The organism is Actinomyces sp. ICM47, from assembly GCF_905369875.1.
Lineage (GTDB): Bacteria > Actinomycetota > Actinomycetes > Actinomycetales > Actinomycetaceae > Pauljensenia.
The window spans coordinates 1-22,217 of the sequence record NZ_CAJPJE010000039.1 but is presented as its reverse complement, the minus strand read 5'-3'; the positions used below and the strand labels follow the sequence as shown (position 1 = coordinate 22,217).

Genomic DNA, 22,217 nt, shown 5'->3' with positions numbered 1-22,217 from the left:
ACGCATCAAAGCCGTGTTCTGGTGGTGCTACACCCACTCAGCCCACCCGCAACCAGCAGCGACAATCCTGGCGACCATGCCCACCGACACATACCTCGAAAACGCCTGGTATCAAGCCTGTCAAACCACCAAGCCACCGCCATCATCCCCGGCTGGGGCGACGCAATCTGCTTCAACGAACTCCACCACACCACCCCCTACCACAACACCTGGGACTAACCCCAGCAACACGAAATGTCCTATAACCCTCATGTCGCGTCGCGTGAGACAGCGCTGTCACAAACTCCCGTTCCGCGGACCCCTTCTGCGGGCACCTCTTGGTGGTGACCATACTGGGTGGCATGAACGCACGAACGATTGTCACCCGTCGCATGTACGGGTCGATTCGTGCCCGAATGTGCAGCTGACGCCGACGTCCGCCATTCCCTAGGCCACGACCCGCCGCCACAACACCAGCTGCACGCACGTGCACTCAGGCGGGACGATGCCGCTACCCGAGAGTTCCACTGTGCCCTTCTCCGACGACGACTACGCCTGTCCCTGCACCCACGACCACGAGCCCACGCTCCTCTCCTTCGAGGTGATGCCCCCGCGCAAGCCCTCGTTGGAAGCCCCCTTCTGGGACACGGTTGATCGCCTCCTCCAGGTTCGCCCGGACTTCATGTCTGTGACCTACGGTGCCGGAGGTAAGGATCGCAACAATGCCCGCTCGACGGTCCAGCGCCTCGTACGAGACACCCCGATCCAGCCGATCGCGCACCTGACCTGCGTCGGCAATTCCACGGCCGAGGTCGTCTCCACCGTGCACGACTACCTGGAGTCGGGCGTACGAACCTTCCTGGCCCTGCGCGGAGACCCGCCGGTCGGGCAGGAGGACTGGGAACCCGGCCCGGGCGGTGTCGCGAGCGCGACGGAGCTCATTCATCTCATCCGCACGGTTGAAAGACGCCGCTGCAATGCACACCCGGGCGAAGCCCTGCGCTCCGCCTTCAAGCCCCTGACCATTGCGGTCGCCGCGTTCCCGGCGGGTAACCCGGCGGCGGGCACGACGCCCCAGCAGGAGGTCGAGCGTCTCCTCGTCAAGCAGGCGGCGGGCGCGTCCTTCGCGATCACGCAGCTGTTCTGGGACGCCGAGGTCTACGCGTCCTTCGTCGAGCGCGCACGTCGCGCTGGCGTCACTATCCCGATTGTTCCCGGCCTGCTGCCAGCCACGGATCCGGCGCGCCTGCGCCGCGTCCAGGACCTCACCGGTATCGAGGTCCCCGAACAGCTTCTGGCGACACTGTCCGGTTTCGAGGAGCAGGAGCGCCGCGACGAGTTCGGCGCGGCCTTCGGATCCCGCCTCATTCACTCCGTCTTGGATGCGGGTGCCCCGGGCGTCCACCTCTACACCTTCAACAAGGCCAAGCCCGTCCTCGACATTCTCGCGCTCATGGGAGTGACGCCGGACCCGCAGTGGTCCCCGGCCTTGCACCCCTTCACGCATCACTGAGCGCACCCCGTCAATCCACCCCGCGGCCGGGTGCGGGCCTCGCCCGCGTGCGCCGCATGAGTAGCACACCCAAGGAGATCACTATGTCCGCTGCCCCCGCGCAGTTCCCCACCGCCACGATTCTGGCCTATCCGCGTATCGGTCGCGGCCGCGAGCTCAAGCGCGCCCTCGAAGCCCGTTGGGCTGGCCGCATCACCGAGGCCGAGCTGCTGAACGCTGCTGATGACCTGCGTAAGGAGAACCTGGCGCGCCTCGTTGAGCTCGGTCTGAACCCCTCTGACGCCTCTCTGGCCGACGCGCCCTCGCTCTACGACCACGTCCTGGACGCCACGATTCTCTTGGGTGCCATCCCGCCGCGTTTCGTCGGTCGGCAGGGCCTCGACCTCTACTTCGCGCTCGCCCGCGGCGACGACAAGGTCGGCCCCGAAGAGATGACGAAGTGGTTCGACACGAACTACCACTACCTCGTCCCCGAGATCGGCCCCGACACGCCGCTGCACTTCGCCGACGACACGGTCGTGCGCCGCTTCGCCGACGCCCGCGAGTGGGGCTACGTGACCCGTCCCGTCCTGGTCGGCCCAGTCACCTACCTAGCCCTGGCCAAGGCCGATCCGGCCACCCCCGATTTCGATCCGCTCACCCGCATCGACGAGGCCGTGGCCGCGTACGCGGATGCGCTGGCCGCTCTGCACGCCGCGGGTGCCCCGTGGGTCCAGCTTGACGAGCCTGCCCTCACCTCCGACAATCTCTCGCGAACACGCGCCGAGCTGGGCGAGCTGGCCGCCCGCGTCTACGAGCGCCTGGCCTCCGCCACCGAGCGTCCCCAGATCCTGCTCACCACGCCCTACGGCGACGCCTCCCACGCGGTTCCCGCCCTTGCCAAGACGGGCGTTGAGGCTCTCCACGTCGACACGCTGCGCGGTTCCCTCCCCGAGGCCGCAGACCTGTCCGACGTCACCCTCGTCGTCGGCGGCGTCGACGGCCGCTACATCTGGCGCGCCGACCTGGCCCAGCTACGCGAGACTCTCAAACGCGCGCAAGCCCTGGGAGCCGCCCGCGTCACCGTCGCCACCTCCAACTCGCTCCAGCACGTGCCCCACGACACCGCGCTCGAGACCTGGGACGACGCGACCCTCAACGAGAACCTGCACGCCTGGCTCGCCTTCGCCGACCAGAAGGTTCTCGAGGTCGTCACCCTGGCCCGCGGCCTGGACGAGGGCTGGGACGCCATCGACGCCGAGGTCGCTGAAGCGACCCGCGTCCTCGAGCAGCGCGCCGCCGCCCCCGGCGTCGTACGCCCCGAGGTCCGCAGCCGTACCACCGCCCTGACAGATACTGACCGCACCCGCGAGCCCTACCTGGAGCGCGAGGCCGCTCAGACCGAGCGCCTGCACCTGCCGCCGCTGCCCACGACGACGATCGGCTCGTTCCCGCAGACCACCGAGATCCGCAAGGCCCGCGCCGCTAACGCGCGCGGTGAACTCTCCGACGCGGACTACCAGGCGCGCATGCGCGAGGAGATCGCATCCGTCATCACCCTGCAGGAGGAGCTGGGCCTGGACGTCCTCGTCCACGGCGAAGCCGAGCGTAACGACATGGTCCAGTACTTCGCCGAGCTGCTCGACGGCTTCGCAGCCACGCGCAACGGCTGGGTGCAGTCCTACGGCTCGCGCTGCACGCGCCCGTCGATCCTGTGGGGCGACGTCTCGCGCCCCGCGCCCATGACCGTGGGATGGACCACCTACGCCCAGTCGCTGACCGACAAGCCCGTCAAGGGCATGCTCACCGGCCCCGTCACGATCATCGCGTGGTCCTTCCCGCGCAACGACCTGGCCCTGGGAGAGATTGCCGACCAGATCGGTCTGGCCCTGCGCGACGAGGTGTCCGACCTGGAGGCCGCCGGTATCGCCGCCATTCAGGTCGACGAACCTGCCCTGCGCGAGCTCCTGCCCCTGGATGCTGACCGCCACGCTGACTACCTGAACTGGTCCGTGGGATCCTTCCGCCTGGCCACCTCCTCGGTGCGCCCGGACACTCAGATCCACACGCACCTGTGTTACTCCGAGTTCGGCCAGATCATCGACGCCATCAAGGGCCTGGACGCCGATGTGACGTCCATCGAGGCAGCGCGCTCCAAGATGGAGGTCGTCCCCGAACTGGCCGAGGCTGGTTTCGACCACGGCATTGGTCCCGGCGTGTGGGACATCCATGCCCCCCGCGTTCCCAGCACCGAGGAACTCGTTGAGCTCATCGGCCTGGCCGCTGACGCCGTGCCGGTCTCGCGACTGTGGGTGAACCCCGACTGCGGCCTGAAGACCCGCGGCTACGAGGAAACGAAGGCGTCGCTGGACAATCTTGTCTCCGCTACTCGACAAGTGCGTGCCCAGCGCGGCCTGGAGGCCTGAAAAGTCCTCAAGGCACTAGGACGTGGGCGGGACCGGTTGGTCCCGCCCACGTCCGTATCCGCTGATCCCACGTGCTGTACGTCGGCGACACTGCCATGGAGGAACGCGTGCGTCCACGGCGCAGACAACGTTGTTACACAATCTCATGGTGTGGACTTGATGTTGCTCGGAAGGAATCCGTCCGACAGACTAGAGCCATGACGACCTTCGCGAACCCCATGTGCTGCCCCTCCGGCGGCATGATGTCGCGAATGTGTATGTGATTGACGCCCCAGATACCCCTGTCAATCACCGCCGCAGTGATATACCCACGCCGATAGTGGGAGTGCGGCCCCGAAGAATCGGATACACCCATGACCCTCGTCAATACCTCTGTCGCCCCCGCCCGCGCCGCCAACGACACCCCCACTTCCTACGAGGAATTCCTTGACGTTCTCGCTGGGCTGCGACTGAGCTCCTCCCGCATCGACATTGACATCGACCGCGGACAGGTCACCCTCGACGGACGCGACGCAGGCCTGTCCGCCAAGGAACACGACCTCCTGGCCCACCTGGCCGCCAACGCCGACCGTGCCGTCACCCGCGACGAACTCTTCGCTTCCGTGTGGGCGCACGCAGAACTCGGCTCCGACTCCCGTACCGTGGATGCTCACATCCGCCGCCTGCGTAAGAAGCTCTCCATCCTGCCCGACCTGATCTCCACGGTTCGCGGCGCAGGCTACCGCTTCAACTCCACGCCTGCCGTCCGCGTGCGCGTCACCCGCCCCGTCACCCTCGCTGCCTGACACCCCTCGCGACGGCCCTTGCCGTCACCCCAGCTGCGCCACCGCGCGCGTGAGGCAATCGACCATCCCAGGCGGCTCCCCACCCAGCAACGAGTCCTGGGACAGACACAAGAAGAGAGGGGCCACGGCCTCGTTCGGTGAAACCGCGCCCCTCTCGTGCTGTGCGTGCCTCTTAGATCACGAGCCGCGTAATCTCCGAATCCAGTGGCAGTTCCTCCACGTGCAGAGGAGAAGCCTCCATGCGGTGACGCAACCCGTTGATATCATCCGGGTTCGTCAGATCGATACCTACGAGGGCGGGACCGAGTTCGCGGTTGTTCTTCTTCGTGTACTCGAAGTGCACGATATCGTCCGCGGGTCCTAGTACATCCTCCAGGAACATGCGCAGCATACCCGGCTGCTGCGGGAACGTCACGAGGAAGTAGTGACGCAGGCCCTCATGGCGCAGCGAGCGCTCCATGACCTCCGCGTAACGCGTCAGGTCGTTATTACCGCCCGACACGACGCACACGATCGCGCCGTCGGAGCGGCCCAGCAGGGCCTTGCGATCCGCGGGATCGGTCAGGTATACGTGCGCAGCCGTGGACGCGAGCGCGCCAGCGGGTTCAGCGATGACGCCGTCCGACTGGTAGAGCTCCAGCATCTCCGTGCACACTGCGCCCTCGGGCACAACCAGCACGCAATCAACGAACTGGGAAGCGATGTGGAAGGGAAGCGCTCCAGCACGGCCAACAGCCGTACCGTCCACGAAAGGATCGACCTTCGCCAGTGATATCGGCTGACCGGCCTCCAGTGCCGCGTGCATCGACGCCGCGCCCGCGGGCTCCACACCGATGATTCTGACCTCCGGGCGGTTCGCGCGCAGCCACGTCGCAATGCCCGCCACGAGGCCGCCGCCGCCCACGGGGATCAGCACAGCGGACGTGTTTTCAGGCATCTGTTCCTCAAGCTCGACACCGATCGTGCCCTGTCCAGCGATGGTGTAGGGATCGTCGTAGGGATGCACGTACGTGCGGCCCGTCGCGCGCGCTGCCTCCTGGGCCAGCGCATTCGCGCGGTCAAACGTGCCATCCACGATGACCTGCTCGACCCACGTGCCGCCAATCGTCGCGATGCGGCGGCGCTTCTGACGGGGCGTGTTCGACGGCAAGTAAATGGTTCCGCGCACGCCCAGGTGAGCGCACGCGTAGGCGAGGCCCTGGGCGTGGTTACCGGCCGACGCACACACGACGCCACGCTCGCGCTCGGCGGGGGACAGTAGCGACATACGTGCATACGCGCCGCGCACCTTGAAGGAACGGCACTTCTGCTGATCCTCACGTTTGAGCAGAATATCGACGCCAGCCTCGGCGGACAGGCGTTCCGAGCGCTCCAGGTTCGTGCGAACGGCCACCCCTTCGAGAGCGGATGCGGCTTGACGGATGTCCTTGGGCGTGGTCACGTGAGAACTAGCGGACATGAAAACTCCTTTCAATACCCTTCCAGTGTAGTAGTGGCCACCGCCCGAGCGACCCAGCCAACCGTATGACGAGGAGCGCACTAACATAGTGGGCGTGAAAACTCTGAAAGATCCCCTGGTCTGGATCGACTGCGAAATGACCGGCCTGGACGTCGAGCGTGACGCCCTCATCGAGGTGGCCGTCGTCGTCACCGATGGCGACTTGACTATCGTTGACCCCGGCATGGATGTTCTCATCACGCCGCCTGCAGGCGCGTTGGAGAACATGAACGACTTTGTGCGTCACATGCACACCTCCTCCGGTCTGCTGGAGGAGCTCAAGACTGACGCTGTGTCGATGGAGGAAGCGACTGAGCAGGTCCTGTCGTACATCAAGCGTTTCGTGCCCCAGGAAGGTAAAGCCCTCCTGGCCGGCAACTCGGTGGGTACCGACAAGATGTTCCTTGAGGCCAACATGCCCTCGGTCATCAACCACCTGCACTATCGCCTGGTGGACGTCTCTTCCATTAAGGAGCTGGCGAAGCGCTGGTACCGCGCTGCCTTTAGTGAATCGCCTGAGAAGCACGGCGGTCACCGCGCGCTGGCGGACATCCTGGAGTCCATCCAGGAGCTGGAGTACTACCGCCGCGTGCTGTTCCCGTCCGAGCCGGTGACGACGGAGCGGGCGCGTGAGGTGGCGCGCGAGGTCGTTGCCCTCGGTATTCCCACCATGGGCGAGCAGGCCGAGGCCTGATTTCTGCTCCTTTTCGCGAAAGGCGGCACCCCGGTAGGGGAGTGCCGCCTTTCGCGTATATGTGCGGTGTCGTTCCATCCACAGGGGGTGCGCTCGTGTCGGGCGTATCCACAGCTGGATGTCTTGTGTCGCGCCCATCCACAGGTCTCGCCAGCGCGCTTGAAAGGTGAGGGAGGACGGGGGTTTCCTGGATGCATCCGGCGCTCGCCGGGCAGTATCGGAAAGGGATGCAATGATGCAGGATATTTCGACGACCCTCAAGGGGCGTATCGGCTCTGTCCCGACGATGAAACACATCAAGGGCGATACGTGCGTGACAACATTCCGTCTGGCGATTCCCCGCTGGCGTTTCACGGTCGACGCGCGCACGGGCAACGCCTCCTATGTGGAGGACGGAGCGTACTGGTACACGATTGAAACGTGGGACAAGCTGGCCGACAACGTGGTTCGCTGCTGTTGTAAGGGCGACCCGGTGATTGTGGTCGCCCGGCCTGTCCCGAATGCCTGGGTGGACGCGAATGGACAGATTCGCTCCTCCATCGTGTTTCGCGCCAGCGCGGTCGGGCACGACATGGCGAAGGGCACGTCGCGTTACACGAAGAACGGTGCTCATAGCGTGGAAGAACCGGCGGGCGGCAGCCCGGATGATCCCTTTTCGACGAGGCCTGGGCAGCCTCCGCACGGTCAGTGCGCTGAGGCGGCGGCGGGCAGCGTCGCCCCCATGCCGGTGGGAGAAGCTCCGGGGGAGGGTGCGCTCGGGGTGGTGGGCGCGGAGCCGCAGCGTGCCTTCGCGGCCGCTGAAGGTTCGGTCCATGCGCCGACCGACGACACGTACGATATCACGGACTGGGCGTCGCGAGGCACGCCGGATGCCCACTCCCCGCAGCTGCGCGATGGATGCGCGCCTGTCGGTCAGGCCCCGCATACGCACGACGGGTCCGAGGAACATTCCTCGGACCCGTGTGTGGGGGTGTCCCGTTTCGACTATTCGGCGGTGGAAGGAACTCAGGAAGCCCCGGAAGATCCGGAGGAACCTGAGTCGCTCGACGATCTCTAGGCGGGCGCGTCCGCGATGATCACCTGGGCGATGGCGCACGGCCCGTCGTGGCTGACTGAGACGAGCACCCTCCAGGATGAGGAGGGCCCCAGCGATTTCTCGCACGCAGCCGCGACGTGTCCGTGCAACGCGATAGAGGGGCGGTTCCACTCGTCGTGGGTGACCTCGATCTCGCGCCAGTCGACGGCGTCGCCCCCGATAAGGGGAGGAGTACCGAAGAGGGCGCACGACCAGGCCTTGATGAAAGCTTCCTTCGCGGCCCACAGCCCGCCCGCGTGGCGGGCCACGGCCTCCTCGAAGCGGGCGGAACCGGGCTGAGCACCGGAGGCGGCGGCTGCGCGGGCGCGGACCCGGCGGGCCTCCCTGGGCGTGAGCACTCCCGCCAGGAAGGCCGATCCCGGCTCCCGCACCTGAGCGGCAAACTCAGGGAGGGAGACCAGGTCAACGCCGAGTCCGCGCATCGCTCACTTGCCTTCCGGCAGGTGGTAGAAGCCGTCCGCGCCGAGGCGTGCACTCGGATCCAGCAGGATCGCGGCCTCCACCTCGTGCGCGTCACCTGCAGCGCCGGCAGTCGGGTCGTCGGGCAGGCGACGACCCTCCACCGAGGTGAACAGCGGGGCGTGGCCCAGCATGCCCATCTCGATGTGACGCTGGCCGTTGCGCAGACGACGGTCGGAGGCAGCGCGCCACGCGTCGAGGGCCTCGCGTCCGACCTCGCGCTCCACGATTGCCTCGAAGGCGGCCGGGTTAACCAGCGCCAGGAAGCCTGAGACGTGGCCGAAGCCGAGCGAGGTCGCGAACGCCGCGCGCACCGGTCCACGCGAGGACAGGTTGAGCGGGGACCGCAGCCACACGAGCGGGCCGTACTGCTCCATCGCGTCGTCGACGCAGTCCAGCGCGACGTTCGCGGGGATCAGGCCCGTGCGGAACACGTCGATAATGCCACCGACCTGGAACACGCAGGCGCCGCCCTTCGCGTGACCCGTGAGGGTCTTCTGCGAGATGACAAGCAGCGGGTTACCGGGGGTGCGGCCCAGCGCCATGCCGACGCGGGTGTGCAGATCCGACTCGTTCGGGTCGTTCGCATTCGTGGACGTGTCGTGCTTGGACACGAAGGCCACGTCGTCGATACCCACGCCGAGCTCTGCGAGGTTGCGAGCGATGACCGAGTCACGCCCGCCGCGCGCCACCGCGAGGGCACCCAGGCCGGGGGCCGGGATCGAGGTGTGCGCGCCGTCGCTGAATGTCTGTGCGTGTGCGACGACCGCCAGGACCGGCAGGCCCATCTCGAGGGCCACCGAGCCACGGGTCAGCAGCACGGTGCCACCACCCTGCGCCTCGACGAAGCCACCGCGACGGCGGTCGTTGGCGCGCGAGACGAAGCGCGAGGAGATGCCGCGAGCGAGCAACTCGTTCGAGTTCGCCGTCGCGTTCATCGCGCCGAAGCCCACGATCGACTCGACCTGAATGTCGTCGATGGCGCCGGCCACGACAAAGTCAGCCTTACCGGCCTTGATCTTGTCGACGCCCTCCTCGATGGACACCGCGGCGGTTGCGCAGGCACCGACTGGGTTGATCATCGAGCCGTAGCCGCCCACGTAGGACTGCATCGTGTGCGCAGCCACGACGTTGGGCAGGGTCTCCTGCAGGATGTCCTGCGGGTAGTCCTCGCCCAGGAAGCGGTCGACGAACAGCTTGTGCATCGAACGCATGCCACCGAAGCCGGTGCCCTGCGTGGAGGCAACGGTCGCCGGGTGGACGACGCGCAGCAGCTCGGCGGGGCTGAAGCCAGCGGACACGAACGCGTCGACGGCGGAGACCAGGTTCCACACGGCGATCGGGTCGATCGAGTCCAGCATCGAGGCCGGGATACCCCAGCGGGCCGGATCGAAGTCCGTCGGGAACAGGCCACCGATGCGGCGGTTAAGGGTCGCGCGACGAGGCACACGCACCTGGGCGCCGGACTTGCGGGTCACCTGCCACTCACCGAACGCGGTCTGTTCGACCACGGTGAACTGCGGGTCGGCTTCGGCGTAGGAGCGGGCCTCGGCCTCATCCTCGACCGTGAACGTGATGTCACGATCCAGGAAGACCATGGCCGACTCGGGCGTGTAGCCGTCGTGCAGCGGGCCGTCGTCGTGGAAGAAGCGCACGCCGGAGCGGGCCACGACCTCGTCGCGGTAGCGATCGAAGATCTCCGACTCGGGGACCAGCTGGTCGTCCTTGTCGTACCAGCCACCCACCGGGGTGTCCGACCAGGTCAGCAGGCCGGTCATCCACGCCAGCTCGAGCACGCCCGCAGGGGTGAGCTCGACGGTGCCGTCGGTGTGGATACCGAGCTCGGCCTGCACGCGGGTACGAGCGCTGCCCCACGGGCCGACCTCGCCGTGACCGACGATGACGACCGTGTCGGCCAGCGACGCGGTGGTGTGACCCCACTGCGACGGGTCGACGTGGGGGACGGCGACCTGGGAGGGCGAGGGCAGCGCGGAGACGGTCGCGACCGGCTCGGTGGCTTCAGTCTCGGGAGCTGTGACCTCCACCTGGGCGCGCAGCGCGCGCAGGTCGATGGAGGAGTCCAGGCCGCCGGTCAGGTCGGCGTCCACAGGAGCGGTGGCAGCCTGAGCGCGAACCTCGGCGCTCGACAGCTTCAGCAGCTGCTGCGCCATTTCCTCGGTCGACCACGTGCGCACGCCCGCAGCCTCGACGGCGGCGACCATCGGGTCGTTGCCGCCCATGAGACCGGTGCCGCGCACCCAACCGATGCGGGGGTGAGCAATAGAGACGCGCGAACCCCAGATCGGCTCGGCTGCCCAGCGGGTCGCAATCGCGTCGAAGGAGGCTTTGGCCTCGGCGTAGGCACCGTCGCCGCCGAAGATGCCGCGGTTCGGGGAACCGGGCAGCACGACGTGCAGGCGGTGGTCGGCATGCGTGTCGGACCCGATTGCGCACAGGCCAGCGATGGAGCGCTCGACGCTCCACAGCAGCAGACGCATCTGGTTCTCCGAGGCCGGGCCAGCGTCAGCCAGCGTGCCGGAGACGCGCGGGGCCGCGAAGGGGTAGAACAGCGTCGGGACCAGGGCTTCCTTGGTCACCTTCACGTCGGCACCCACGGACTTGGTCTGCTCGGTGCCGATCCACTCCACGAGCGCGTCCACGTCGCGGTAGGAAGCCAGGTTCGCGGGAACCAGCCACAGCTTCGCACCGCCCGCAGCGTGCGTGCGGTACAGCTCCTTGGCGAAGGCCAGGCGCGAGGCGGAAATCGACGAGGAGGTCGCGATGACGGTCGCGCCACCGGCGAGCAGGCCGCCCACAACCGCGCCGCCAATGGAGGCGGGGGTCATGCCGGTCACCACGGCGACGTCATTCGCGTAGGGCAGGTCCTCGGAGGACGCCAGAGCGTCGGATGCGATCTGCTCCAGGCGAGCGGCGCGCTCGTGATCGCCCTCGGTACGCAGGCGGTTCGCCCAGTACGAGGCCTGATCGGCCACGGCGCGGCCCGTGCCCACGAAGGACGCTCCCTCGGCGAGGGTGCCTTCGGCGACGTAGCGGGCGACGTCTTCACGTGCGGAGGCCCAGCGGTCGTCCAGGAGGACGGCGCGTGCGGCGTCGAAGCGAGGCTCGACCAGGTCAACCCAGCCCGACTCCAGCTCGGCGGCCACGGCATCGATGACGCGCGCGTCATCGGAGGAATCCTCGCCGGTGGGGGCGGGAGCGTTCAGACCCAGCTCGGACAGGATCGTGCGAGCGGTCTTGGCCAGGACGCCGTCCTCACCCGTCACGGACGCGGCGTAGGCATCCAGCGCGGCGGAGTCGACGACGCCGCCGGCGGAGCCGCCTGCGCTGGGCAGGGACACGGCGATGCCTTCGCGGGCCGCGACGGCCGCCACGGCCGCGTCGATGAGGGCATCGACGCCTGCGGCGTTCGTCGGGGCGTCCAGTGGCAGGGTCGCCAGGTCGCCGTCGCGGGTCGAGGCGCCCTCACGGGTGCCCAGGACGATCTCAGCGGTGACGTGCTGGGCCCAGCCGGCACCCAGCTGCCACGTGCCCGTGACACGCTCGGCAATGCGGTTCACCTTGACGCCGGCGGCACCGAACAGCTTGCGTGTGCGCTCCTTGACGGCCTCGGCCAGGACCGGGCCGAAGGGCTTGTAGCCCTTGGCGGCCTTGTCGACGGTCGCGGAGAGCGTGGCCACGTCGGCTTCGCCGGCACCGTCGATGGAGTTCAGGCCCAGCTCGGAGGACATGTCCATGAGCAGCTGGTTGCGACGCGAGGAGACGCCGTTGGTCAGCGACTCGGTCGTGTCCGTGGCGCCGACCTCGTCGATGCGGATCTTCGCGGACAGCGCCAGCAGGGCGCGAATCGCGGAGGACGCCGTGAAGGGCAGATCCGCGACGTCGGCGCCCGAAGGACCACCGGTCGCAGCCACGGGGGCGGGGGCCGGAGCGGCCTCGGTCGCGGGGGCGGCGGGAGCGGGCATGGGAGCAGCCTCGGCGGCGGCAGCATCCGGGGTGATCTCCTCGTCGTCCTCGTCCTCAATCACGGCGACATCGGTCGCGTAGACGCGAGACTCGTCGCGCTGAACGTTGAAGACATCCACACGCGAGAGCGCGAACTCGGGGGCGAGCAGAGTACGGGCAGCCAGGTTGGCCAGAGTCGGGGCGGCACCGAGGCCCACCTCGATAACCTGATCGACACCCAGGCCAGCGACGCCGGGGGCGGCCTCTTCGGTCGAGAGCAGCACGCGCTGCGTCTCGATCCAGCGCACCGGGGAGGCGAACTGCCAGCACAGCAGCTCGATGAGCAGCGTGCGGGTCAAGGCACCCGGGTTGGCCAGGGCCGCGTCCCACGCGCCGGGAACCTCAAGCAGCTCGCGCACCGTCTCGGAGGGAACCACGTCGAGGATGGACTGAGCGAACTCGCGGGTGAGTTCGAAGGGACGGGCCACCAGGTTGGGGATGTAGCGGCCCACGAGCTTCGCGGGATCAATTTCGGCCGGGATGCGTTCGTCGATCTTCGTGCGGAAGTCCGCCACACCGCTGCGCAGGACGGTGGAGTGGAAGGGCACGTCGATGCCGGGAACGTACATGAAGGGACGCTTGCCGCCGCGCTCGGCGGCGCGCTTGGTGGCGTCCTCCTCGAGGGCCTTCAGGCCCGCGACCGTACCGGCGACCGCGTACTGTGCACCGGCCAGGTTGAAGTTCACGATCTGGAGGAACTCACCCGAGGCCTGAGCGATCGACTCGACGTATTCCACGACGTGAGCGTCGTCGACGCCGAACTGGTTGGGACGCAGGGCACCCATGCGGTAGTTCGAACGGCCATTCTCATCGCGGGGCACGAGCGAGTGCATCGTGGAACCACGCTGGAAGACCAGGTCGAGGACGATCTCGAGCGGGAAGACCTCGGCGTATGCCGCCAGCGCGTCGTACTCGCCGAGGGAGTGACCGGCGAAGGCAGCGCCGGGGACCAGGACGCCCTCTTCGCGCATGCGGGCCGTCTGGCCAATCGCCAGGGTCGCGAGCGCGACCTGCGTGAACTGGGTGAGGTTCAGGACGCCCTCGGGGTGACGGTAGGTCACGCCGCGCGCCACGATCTCGGTCGGGTTGTCGCGCACGATCGCCAGGATGGAGAAGCCCATCGCGGAGCGGGTGTGCGCGTCGGCGCGGCGCCAGACCTCGTCCACGGCCTTGGACTTGGTGCGCTTGTCCAGGCCCATGCCAGCGCTTTGGATGCCCTGGCCGGGGTAGACGTAGGCGACCTTCGGTGCGAAGGTGTAGGCCGATGCGCGCGAGACGACCTGCTTGTTGATGCGGCAGGTGACCTCAAGGGACAGGCCGCCGCCGACAACACGACCCACGCGCTCCACGGTGATCTCGACCTCGTCGTTCAGGTCGACGGTGCCGTACATGTAGTACGTCCAGCCCGCGATCTGGGCACCGCCCTGACCGGCGACGACGGCCTCGGCGGCGTGCTGAGCGGTGGCCGACAGCCACATGCCGTGCACGAGCGGGGCGTCCATCCCAGCGACCTTGGCGGCCGCGTAGGAGGTGTGGATCGGGTTGTAGTCACCCGAGACAATCGCGAAGGGTGTCATGTCGTCGGGAGCCTTGACACTCACGCGGCGCAGGACCGAGCGGGGCGTGTCAACGACCTCGACCTTGGCACCGCCGAAGGGCGCAGCCTCGGAGGGCGCGCGGTTGCCGGTGGCGCGACCGCGGATCGCGAAGCGCTCCTGCGTGGAGCCCACGTGCTCGCCGTTGGCATTGAGGTCGAGAGCGACTGTGACGATACGTCCGGAGGATGACTCATCAACGGCGGCCACGTGGCTGGTCACGTCAATCGTGGTGATACCGCGCTCAAGCATCTGCTCGGGCGTGTACTCCAGGGTGATCGAGTGATCGAGGTGGACGGCGTTGAGCAGGCCCTCAATGACCGGGTAGTCGTTGTGAATGGCCGAACCCAGGGCCGCGTAGATCGCGGGCCAAGCGGGGCCGAGCAGGGCATCGGGTGCCCACGCAGCCAGCTCGTAGTTGGCGGGCAGCGCAGTGCCCGTGGCCTCGGCGTGGTCGAAGCCGAGGGTGGGGGCCAGCGTGAAGGAGTAGTGGGCCTCGCCGAAGACCGACTTGCTGGAGGGAACCATCACGGGCAACGCGTTCACGGTGTCACCCGCGACGGACACGGAGGTCACGCCGGCGGTGGCCGCGAGCATCGCGTACATGTGCTGGGGCAGCTTGGCCTCGTCGATGACGGGGACCGCGCCGTCTTCACCGGAGATAACCAGCGGGAAGATAAGCTCGCGCACCGCGTGCTTCTCGGCACCACGAGGGTCGCGATCCCACGCAGTGTCCAGGTGGATAACCATGTCCACGCCGGTCTCGGTCGGAATCAGGGAGACGCGCTCCTCATCAAGGATGGAAGCCGGGTTGGTCATGAGGTGACCCGTCCACGAGATGAAGGGGACCTTACGCAGCCATTCCTCGCGGGTGGCGGCCGGCTTGCCGTTGCCCAGGCGAGAAGCGACCGGGGTCGCCACCACGCCGGAGTCGGCCAGGCGAGAAGCAGCGGCGGCCTCGAAGCGACCCAGGAGGGAGGCGACGGGTTCATCGACGCGGTCGATGCCAGCCACGGAGACGGGGCCGGGGATGATACGGACCTGGTCGGCGCTGTAGCGCTCGTCCTGCGCCTGCCACAGGCAGTCCTGGCCCCACCAGCGGATGAGGTCGTCGTCCAGGATCGGGACGAAGGGCATCGGCTTGGGGTAGGAGCGGCACAGGGCCGGGAACCACGCGGCGTCGATGGGGGTGACGTGGGTGGTCGCGGCGTTCGGGTAGGCGGCCAGCAGACGGTCGGCGGCGGCGTGTGCGTCGGCGACGTCTTCGACGGTCGGGAAGAGTGTCTCGACCTCGCCGTGGTCCACGGGGGCCAGGCGCGCCTCGACGCGCTGGAGCAGGTCGTGGTAGCGGATCTGCCACGTGGGATCAACCCACGGGTAGGACAGCTCGGCGAAGTGGCGCACCCAGGCCTCGTAGGTCATGTCTTCGAGGTCACCGAAGTAGGGCTTGGCCGTGTGGGAGAGAATTTCGACGATTTCGTCCTTGCGGGCGCGCACCTGGGTGCCGTCGGAGCCGATCTCGGCGATGATGCGAGCGGCAGCTGCCGCGGCGTTGGAGACTTCGTGCATGTCGGCGCGCAGGTGGGACAAACCAGAGGTCATGCCGCCGCGGGTCACACCCTCGCCGACCCAGCCGCCGAGTTCGTCGTTGTCGGGCACGCCCGGCGTGGCGACGAGGAGTTCCTTGACGGCTTTGGTGGTGTGCGCTTCCTTCGTGGTCATCGCAGCGGTGCCCACGAGGACGCCATCGACGGGCATCGGCGGGCGACCGTAGCGGACCGACCAGTCGCCGGTCAGGAAATCAGCGGCGCGCTCGGGGGTGCCGATGCCGCCGCCCACGGTCAGGACGATGTTGGACTGGGCGCGCAGCTGGGCGTAGGTGGCCAGCAAAAGGTCGGACAGGTCCTCCCAGGAGTGGTGGCCGCCGGAGTGGCCGTCTTCGACCTGGACGATGACCTTGATCGGGTCGGCTTCGCGGGCGATCGCGATGACTTTGCGGATCTGGTCGACCGTGCCGGGCTTGAAGGCCACGTAGGGGAAGCCGTCGGCGCGCAGCTGCTCAATGAGAGCCAGGGCTTCGTCCTGCTCGGGGATACCCGCGGAGACGACGACACCGTCGATGGGGGCACCGGACGCGCGCGAACGCGACACGATGCGCGCCTGGCCGAACTGGAGGTTCCACAGGTAGCGGTCCAGGAACATGGAGTTGAACTCGGCGGTGTGGCCGGGGCGCAGCTGGGCGCGCAGGCCCGCGAGGTTCTCGTTGTAGACCTCTTCGGTGACCTGGCCGCCGCCCGCCATCTCAGCCCAGAAGCCGGCGTTCGCGGCTGCCGCGACGATCTCGGGGTCCACGGTCGTGGGGGTCATGCCGGCCAGCAGGACGGGGGAGCGACCGGTCAGGCGCGAGAAAGCGGTGTCAACGACGGTCTTGCCGTTGGGAAGGGTGACGAGGCCGGGGCGCAGGTGTGACCAGTCGGTGCCGGGTTCGGGGGTCCAGCCAGGGGTCGCGGCCTTGTCGCGGTCGGAGGCGGTACCGGCGGCGACGACGCCGATGCCGGTACCCTCAACGAGGGCACGGGTCATACGAACCGTCGTGGCACCGGGACCCATGTCAACGATCCACGTGGCACCGGATTCGGCGGCGGCGCTGATCTGCGTGGGCCAGTCCACGGGAGTCGTGAGCACGGCGGCAGCGAGGGAGTGGGCGAGCGCGGCGTTAATGCCGCACTGGGCGGCCCACTCGTCCACGAGGGCGAGGGCATCGGCGAGCATGGGGGAGTGGAAAGGCACGTAAACCGGCAGGTATTCGCACACGGGGGTTAGCGGGCGACCGCCGCGCTCGTGAGCGTCGTGCGCTGCCTTATCGGCGGCGGCCACGCGCTCGATGGCGGCAACCAGGGACGCCAGGTCATTCGGTGCACCCGAGACCACGTGCGTGTCGGTGTCGTTGCGCAGCGCGATCGACAATGGGTGCGAGGTAGAGGGCAGGGAGTCAACGATGCGGGTCAGCAGCGCGTCGGACACGCCACGCACGGACACCATGTAGGTCGCGTCCCCGGCGTGCGGGGCGCGCGCACGACGCGTCACGCGGGCGGCGGCCGCACCGATCAGGCGAGCAAGCGCGAACACAGACGCAGCCCGGGCCTCGTCCCCGGCGATCCAGGCGCGCGCGATCTCCACGCCGAGCACACCCTGCGAGTGACCCTCGAAAGCGGTGGGCTGGTTGCCCATGATGTTCAGGCCCGCGCGCGTCAGGTCGATGAGCGCGCCCAGCTGGGCGGCGACGATACCCGGAACGGACAGGGCGGCCTCGTCAGGACCGGCAACCTCGCGGGTCACGGCCACCTCACCATCGGGAGCGGGCAGAGTGAAGGGGAGAACCGACACGGACTGCGTGGCCAGCGAGCGGCGCACGGGGGAGAGCACCTTGTCCGAGGCCTCGATGACGCCCGCGACGATCGCCGCGATCTCCGGGTCGTGGGCAATCTCGTCGAGCGCAGCGCGCCACGGGGTCGCCTGACCAGCGAAGGTCAGCGCGTAGGGGGTCTCATTCAGAGAGGACACAAACGACATGTTCATTCTTTCAATCGGGGACAATACTTCTCAAACGACGCCGGTCACAGGGGACCGTTGTCGTGACGCTTCACATGGGGGGCACGCTGATCCTTGGTGGCCAGCAGATGCAGGGAATCGATGATGGTCTGACGGGTGTCTGCTGGAGCGATGATGCCGTCAAGCTGACCCGAGGCCACGGACACCTCCGGGTTGACGGTCTCATCCTCGTAGCGCGCCACAAGATCAGCCTTCGTCTCGTCGAAGGTCCCGTCCTCGCGGGCGGCGGCCAGCTCGCGGCGGTACATGATCGAGGCCGCGCCCTCGGCACCCATGACGGCAATCTGCGCGTCGGGCCACGCGAACGCTAGATCCGCGCCAATCGACTTCGATCCCATCACGATGTACGCACCGCCGTAGGCCTTACGCAGGATGACGGTCACCATTGGGACGGTCGCGTTCGCGTAGGCAACGATCACCTTCGCGCCGCGGCGGATGATGCCCGCCTGCTCCTGCTCGGTGCCCGGACGGTAACCCGGGACATCCACAAAGGTCACGATCGGCAGACCGAAGGCGTCGCAGAAACGCACGAAACGCGCTGCCTTCTCCGAAGCATCCACGTCCAGGGTGCCCGCGTCGTTCATCGGCTGGTTCGCCACGATGCCCACCGACTGCCCGTCCACGCACGCGAAACCAATCGTCACGTTGGGGGCGAACAGATCCTGGATCTCTACGTACTCGCCATGGTCCACGAGCGCGCGCACGACGTCACGCACGTCGTAGGGCTGACGTGCCGAGGTCGGCACCAGGTCCGCGACCGCACGGGCCGCGTCCTCGTCCTCGGCATTGGGAACGTACTCGTACTTGGGGGGCGCAACCTCGCACGAAGACGGCAGGTAGTCGAGCAGCGAGCGCACGTAGTCGATCGCCTCTTCTTCCGTGTCAGCCATGTGGTGGGCCACGCCAGACTGGAAGTTGTGGATCGTCGCGCCACCCAGCTCATCAAGCGTGACCTTCTCACCCGTCGTCGCGGCGACGACATCCGGGCCAGTCACAAACATATGCGAGTTCTCGCGCGTCATTACAATGAAATCGGTCAAAGCCGGCTGGTAGACCGCACCGCCCGCGCAGGGACCCAGAATGATCGAAATCTGGGGAACCAGACCCGAGGCCTCACACGTCTTCTTGAAGATGCGGCCGTACTGGGCGAGCGCGACGATACCTTCCTGGATACGGGCACCACCCGAATCCTGAATGCCGACAATCGGAATACGCATCCGAATACCCCGGTCAATGAGATCGACGATCTTGTCGCCCTCCACCTTGCCGAGCGTCCCACCCAGCACCGAGAAATCCTGCGCGTACGCGGCGACCATACGGCCCTGCACACGACCGTACCCGGCAGCGACAGCCGAACCAACGCGCCCCGCACGAACGGACCCGCCAATGAACTGGCCGACCTCGTGCCACACTCCGTCGTCAAAGAACAGCGCAAGGCGCTCGCGGGCCGTCAGCTTCTGCTTGGCGTGCTGACGCTGGGCGGCCTTTTCCTCGGCCGCCTTGGCGATCTCTTCCTGGGCCTGGATGAACCCTTCGCGCGTGAACCGGTTGGGGGTGGTCATTGCGCCTCCTCTTCAGTGGCGATGTGTGCGATGCGGGTACCCGCGGTCACGGTGTCACCCTGCTTGATGGACAGGGACGTAACAGTGCCCGCGCGGGGAGCCAGCAGCGGCTTCTCCATCTTCATGGCCTCCAGAACGGCTACGAGCTGGCCTTCCTCCACCTGATCACCGTCAGCGACGGCCAGGGCGACGACGATGGCCTGCATGGGGGCGACGATGTCGCCGGGGGCACCCTGGTGGGACCCCGCTTGGTGCGTGGAGGTTGCGGTGCGGCGCGAGGCCGAGCGCAGCGGCTGCGGCGGACGAGGGGTTGCAGCAGACGGCGCGTTGAACATGCCGGCGGGCAGGGTCAGGGACACGCGGCGACCATCCAGCTCGATGATGTAGGTCTGGCGCGGCAGATCCGCGGTGGACGAGGCCTCGGCGGGGACAGCCAGATCCGAGTAGTCGTGCTGGGGCATGAACGTCGTCTCGAACCAGCGGGTGGAGACGTTGAAGCCGCCGACGCCGCAGAAGTCGGGGTCGTTGATGATGTCCTGGTAGACGGGCACAGGAGTGGCCACGCCCTGCACCGAGAACTTGGCCAGCGCGCGCCGCGAACGGGCCAGCGCCTGCTCGCGGTCCGCACCCGTCACAATGATTTTGGCGATCATCGAGTCGAAGGCCGTCTGCACGGAGTCGCCCTGATCAATACCGAGTTCCAGACGAATGCCCGGCCCCAGCGGCCAATGCACCTCATCCAGGCGGCCCGCCGTGGGCGTCAGGTCCTTCGAGGGATCCTCCGAGGTCACTCGGAACTCGAACGAATGACCGCGCGGCTCGGGGGGCGTCGTGAGCTCCAGGCCCTGCGCAATACGAATCTGCTCGCGCACCAGGTCGATACCGGTCACCTCCTCGGAGACCGGGTGCTCAACCTGCAGACGCGGGTTGACCTCGAGGAACCAGATGTTACCGTCCGGCTCCAAAAGGAACTCCACCGTGCCCACACCCACGTAGTCCACGTACTCGAAGAGCGCGCGGGAGGCGTTCACGAGCGTCTCGTGCGCGCCCTCAGGCAGGAAGGGAGCCGGAGCCTCCTCGACCAGCTTCTGATTGCGACGCTGCACCGAGCAATCACGCGTCGAAATGACGTGGAAGTTTCCCAGAGAGTCACGCGCGGACTGCGTCTCAACGTGCCGGGCGACCTCAACGAAACGCTCCACGAAGTGAGCACCCAGATCAGCCGCATCCGTGTGACGCGCAAAGAACAGATCGAGGTCGGAAGCCGAGCGAATGATGCTGATGCCTCGTCCGCCACCACCGTCGGCACGCTTGAGCACCACGGGATAACCGGCCGACTCAATAAACGCCTCAACCTCCTCGCGCGACGTCACAGGCTCCGACACGCCCGGCACAGGGGAGACACCGCATGCCTCGGCAATGCGACGCGCATTGATCTTGTCGCCCAACGCATCGATCACCGAAGACGCGGGACCCAGCCACGCGATACCGGCGTCCTCGACGGCGCGCGCAAACTCGGAGTTCTCAGACAGGAAGCCATACCCAGGGTGAATGGCATCCGCACCGGTCTCCAGGGCAATCGCCAGGATCTTCTCACCGTTGAGGTACGTCGACGCAGCATCGTCCCCGCCCAGCGAGAGTGCCTCGTCGGCCTCGCGCGTATGGGGAGCAGCCATGTCCTGATCGGCATAGACCGCAATCGTGGCAATGCCCATGTCGGTGGCCGTTCGGCACACACGCAGGGCGATTTCGCCACGGTTGGCGACGAGGATTCGGTTAATTGTTCGCACGCTTCTCCTTGGTGTCGTGAACGGGTGTCAGGGGGGTACCGGTCGCAAGCACGTCCCCGGCGTCAATCTGGTGGGTCTGCCCATCGTCATCGCGCACCAGCAGCGCGCCCGTCGGGGCTAGACCAAGCGCAACCCCTTCAAGCGCCGGAGTCCCGAACGCGTCGGTGGGGCTGGCAAGCACAATGCGCGTACCAATGAGCGGCAGAGCAGCCTCGGCCTCGGCTGCAAGGCCAGCGCTCGCGGCATCGCCGTGGGCGACGAGGGAGCGCATGCGCTCATCGAGGCCAGCGAGGATCACTGCGAGGACCTCGTGGGCGACGGCTGTGGGGTCAGCTCCTGCCTGTACATCTCCTTCGGCCAGCAGGGACGTGGCCTGCGGAGTGGGAAGAGTCCCCGGCGCTTGAGCGATGTTGACGCCGTAGCCGAGGATGACCGCAGTCGTGAAGGGGGACGAGGCTGGGGCGAGCTGGGCGAGGATGCCGCAGATTTTGCGTGAACCGTCGACGAGGACATCGTTAGGCCACTTGAGGGTGACGGTGTGACCGAGGGGTTTCAGGCGCGCGGCCAGAGCGTGGCGCACGGACAGTGCGCACGCATGGACGATCCAGCCGAGAGCGTCAGCGTGCAGGGAAACGGGCAGAGAGATGATAGTCGAGGCGAGGAGGGCCTGGCCGGGTGGGGTGATCCAGGAGCGGCCGAGACGGCCTCGTCCTGTGCTTTGACGATCCGCGATGATCGTCGTCAGGTGGGGGGTGGGCGTGGCGGTGTCGGCCAAGAGGGAGGCGGCCAGGTCGAGGGTTGAGGTCACGCTTTCCACGTAGTACACGGGGGCGTGAACGGCGTCGATTGAGATGCGCGTTGGTGCAATCATGTGCGCTCCTTCCCATGAACGGCCGTGTTTGACAGGGGCGGGTGAGCGCCCCGGTACTTAAAATTTTGTCTTAAAACTCGAAGAGATGCACGTAGTATTTAAAAAATTGGAGTAGTTTCCCAAAAATCACTACGGAGGCGTAACCAAGCGCGATGCCCGTGACTGCGCGGAAGGCGCGAAAAGCCCACGTTTTCACCCTGAGATGAGGATCACCGAGGCCTCTGGTGCCTCGGGGTCCAACCTGGTGTCGTTGGGATCGGTACCATAGGAGCGAACCCGCGCGCGCGTGCGCGCCTCGAACCACCCGAACGGAGTAACGTGGCGGAGTTTATTTA

The 22,217-nt window shown here is 67.3% G+C and carries 11 protein-coding genes and 1 pseudogene; 6 read left to right on the top strand and 6 right to left on the bottom strand.

Annotation, left to right across the window (positions count from 1 at the left end; translation table 11 throughout):
* From QZ149_RS07885 to QZ149_RS07870, 4 genes and pseudogenes are all read left to right on the top strand, one after another.
* Positions 1-219 (top strand): annotated as a pseudogene (locus QZ149_RS07885) (hypothetical protein); the annotation flags it as partial.
* 289 nt (positions 220-508) lie between these two features.
* Positions 509-1,492 carry a methylenetetrahydrofolate reductase gene (locus QZ149_RS07880; RefSeq protein ID WP_291450801.1) on the top strand — a complete coding sequence of 328 codons (984 nt, stop codon included), beginning with the start codon at positions 509-511 and terminating at the stop codon, positions 1,490-1,492.
* A gap of 83 nt (positions 1,493-1,575) precedes the next feature.
* Positions 1,576-3,897, top strand: a complete 2,322-nt coding sequence (metE, locus tag QZ149_RS07875; RefSeq protein WP_291450799.1) for a 5-methyltetrahydropteroyltriglutamate--homocysteine S-methyltransferase — start codon at positions 1,576-1,578, stop codon at positions 3,895-3,897.
* A gap of 353 nt (positions 3,898-4,250) precedes the next feature.
* Entirely contained in the window at positions 4,251-4,682 is a 432-nt protein-coding gene (locus tag QZ149_RS07870; RefSeq protein WP_291450798.1) for a winged helix-turn-helix domain-containing protein, read from the top strand.
* 172 nt (positions 4,683-4,854) lie between these two features.
* On the opposite strand, the gene ilvA is transcribed toward QZ149_RS07870, so the two are convergent.
* A complete protein-coding gene (gene ilvA, locus QZ149_RS07865) occupies positions 4,855-6,141 on the bottom strand; it encodes a threonine ammonia-lyase IlvA (protein WP_291450797.1) in 1,287 nt (428 codons plus the stop codon).
* Positions 6,142-6,226: 85 nt separating this feature from the next.
* Between ilvA and orn the strand changes: the two genes are divergently transcribed.
* Both orn and QZ149_RS07855 read left to right on the top strand, forming a co-directional pair.
* Positions 6,227-6,874 carry an oligoribonuclease gene (orn, locus tag QZ149_RS07860; protein ID WP_291450803.1) on the top strand — a complete coding sequence of 216 codons (648 nt, stop codon included), beginning with the start codon at positions 6,227-6,229 and terminating at the stop codon, positions 6,872-6,874.
* A gap of 232 nt (positions 6,875-7,106) precedes the next feature.
* A complete protein-coding gene (locus QZ149_RS07855) occupies positions 7,107-7,931 on the top strand; it encodes a single-stranded DNA-binding protein (protein ID WP_291450796.1) in 825 nt (274 codons plus the stop codon).
* Here QZ149_RS07855 and QZ149_RS07850 read toward each other — a convergent pair.
* From QZ149_RS07850 to QZ149_RS07830, 5 genes are read right to left on the bottom strand one after another with little or no spacing between them, the layout of a single operon-like run.
* Positions 7,928-8,392, bottom strand: coding sequence for a holo-ACP synthase (locus QZ149_RS07850; RefSeq protein ID WP_291450795.1), 465 nt, complete (start codon positions 8,390-8,392; stop codon positions 7,928-7,930). The genes QZ149_RS07855 and QZ149_RS07850 overlap by 4 nt on opposite strands.
* Positions 8,393-8,395: 3 nt before the next feature.
* Positions 8,396-17,620, bottom strand: coding sequence for a type I polyketide synthase (locus QZ149_RS07845; RefSeq protein ID WP_291450802.1), 9,225 nt, complete (start codon positions 17,618-17,620; stop codon positions 8,396-8,398).
* A gap of 44 nt (positions 17,621-17,664) precedes the next feature.
* Entirely contained in the window at positions 17,665-19,221 is a 1,557-nt protein-coding gene (locus QZ149_RS07840) for an acyl-CoA carboxylase subunit beta (protein ID WP_291450794.1), read from the bottom strand.
* Positions 19,218-21,011: a biotin carboxylase N-terminal domain-containing protein gene (locus tag QZ149_RS07835; protein WP_291450793.1), complete on the bottom strand. Its 1,794-nt coding sequence runs from the start codon at positions 21,009-21,011 to the stop codon at positions 19,218-19,220. Before QZ149_RS07835 ends, QZ149_RS07840 begins: the two co-directional genes overlap by 4 nt.
* Positions 20,998-21,882: a biotin--[acetyl-CoA-carboxylase] ligase gene (locus QZ149_RS07830; RefSeq protein ID WP_291450792.1), complete on the bottom strand. Its 885-nt coding sequence runs from the start codon at positions 21,880-21,882 to the stop codon at positions 20,998-21,000. Before QZ149_RS07830 ends, QZ149_RS07835 begins: the two co-directional genes overlap by 14 nt.
* Positions 21,883-22,217 lie beyond the last annotated feature (335 nt).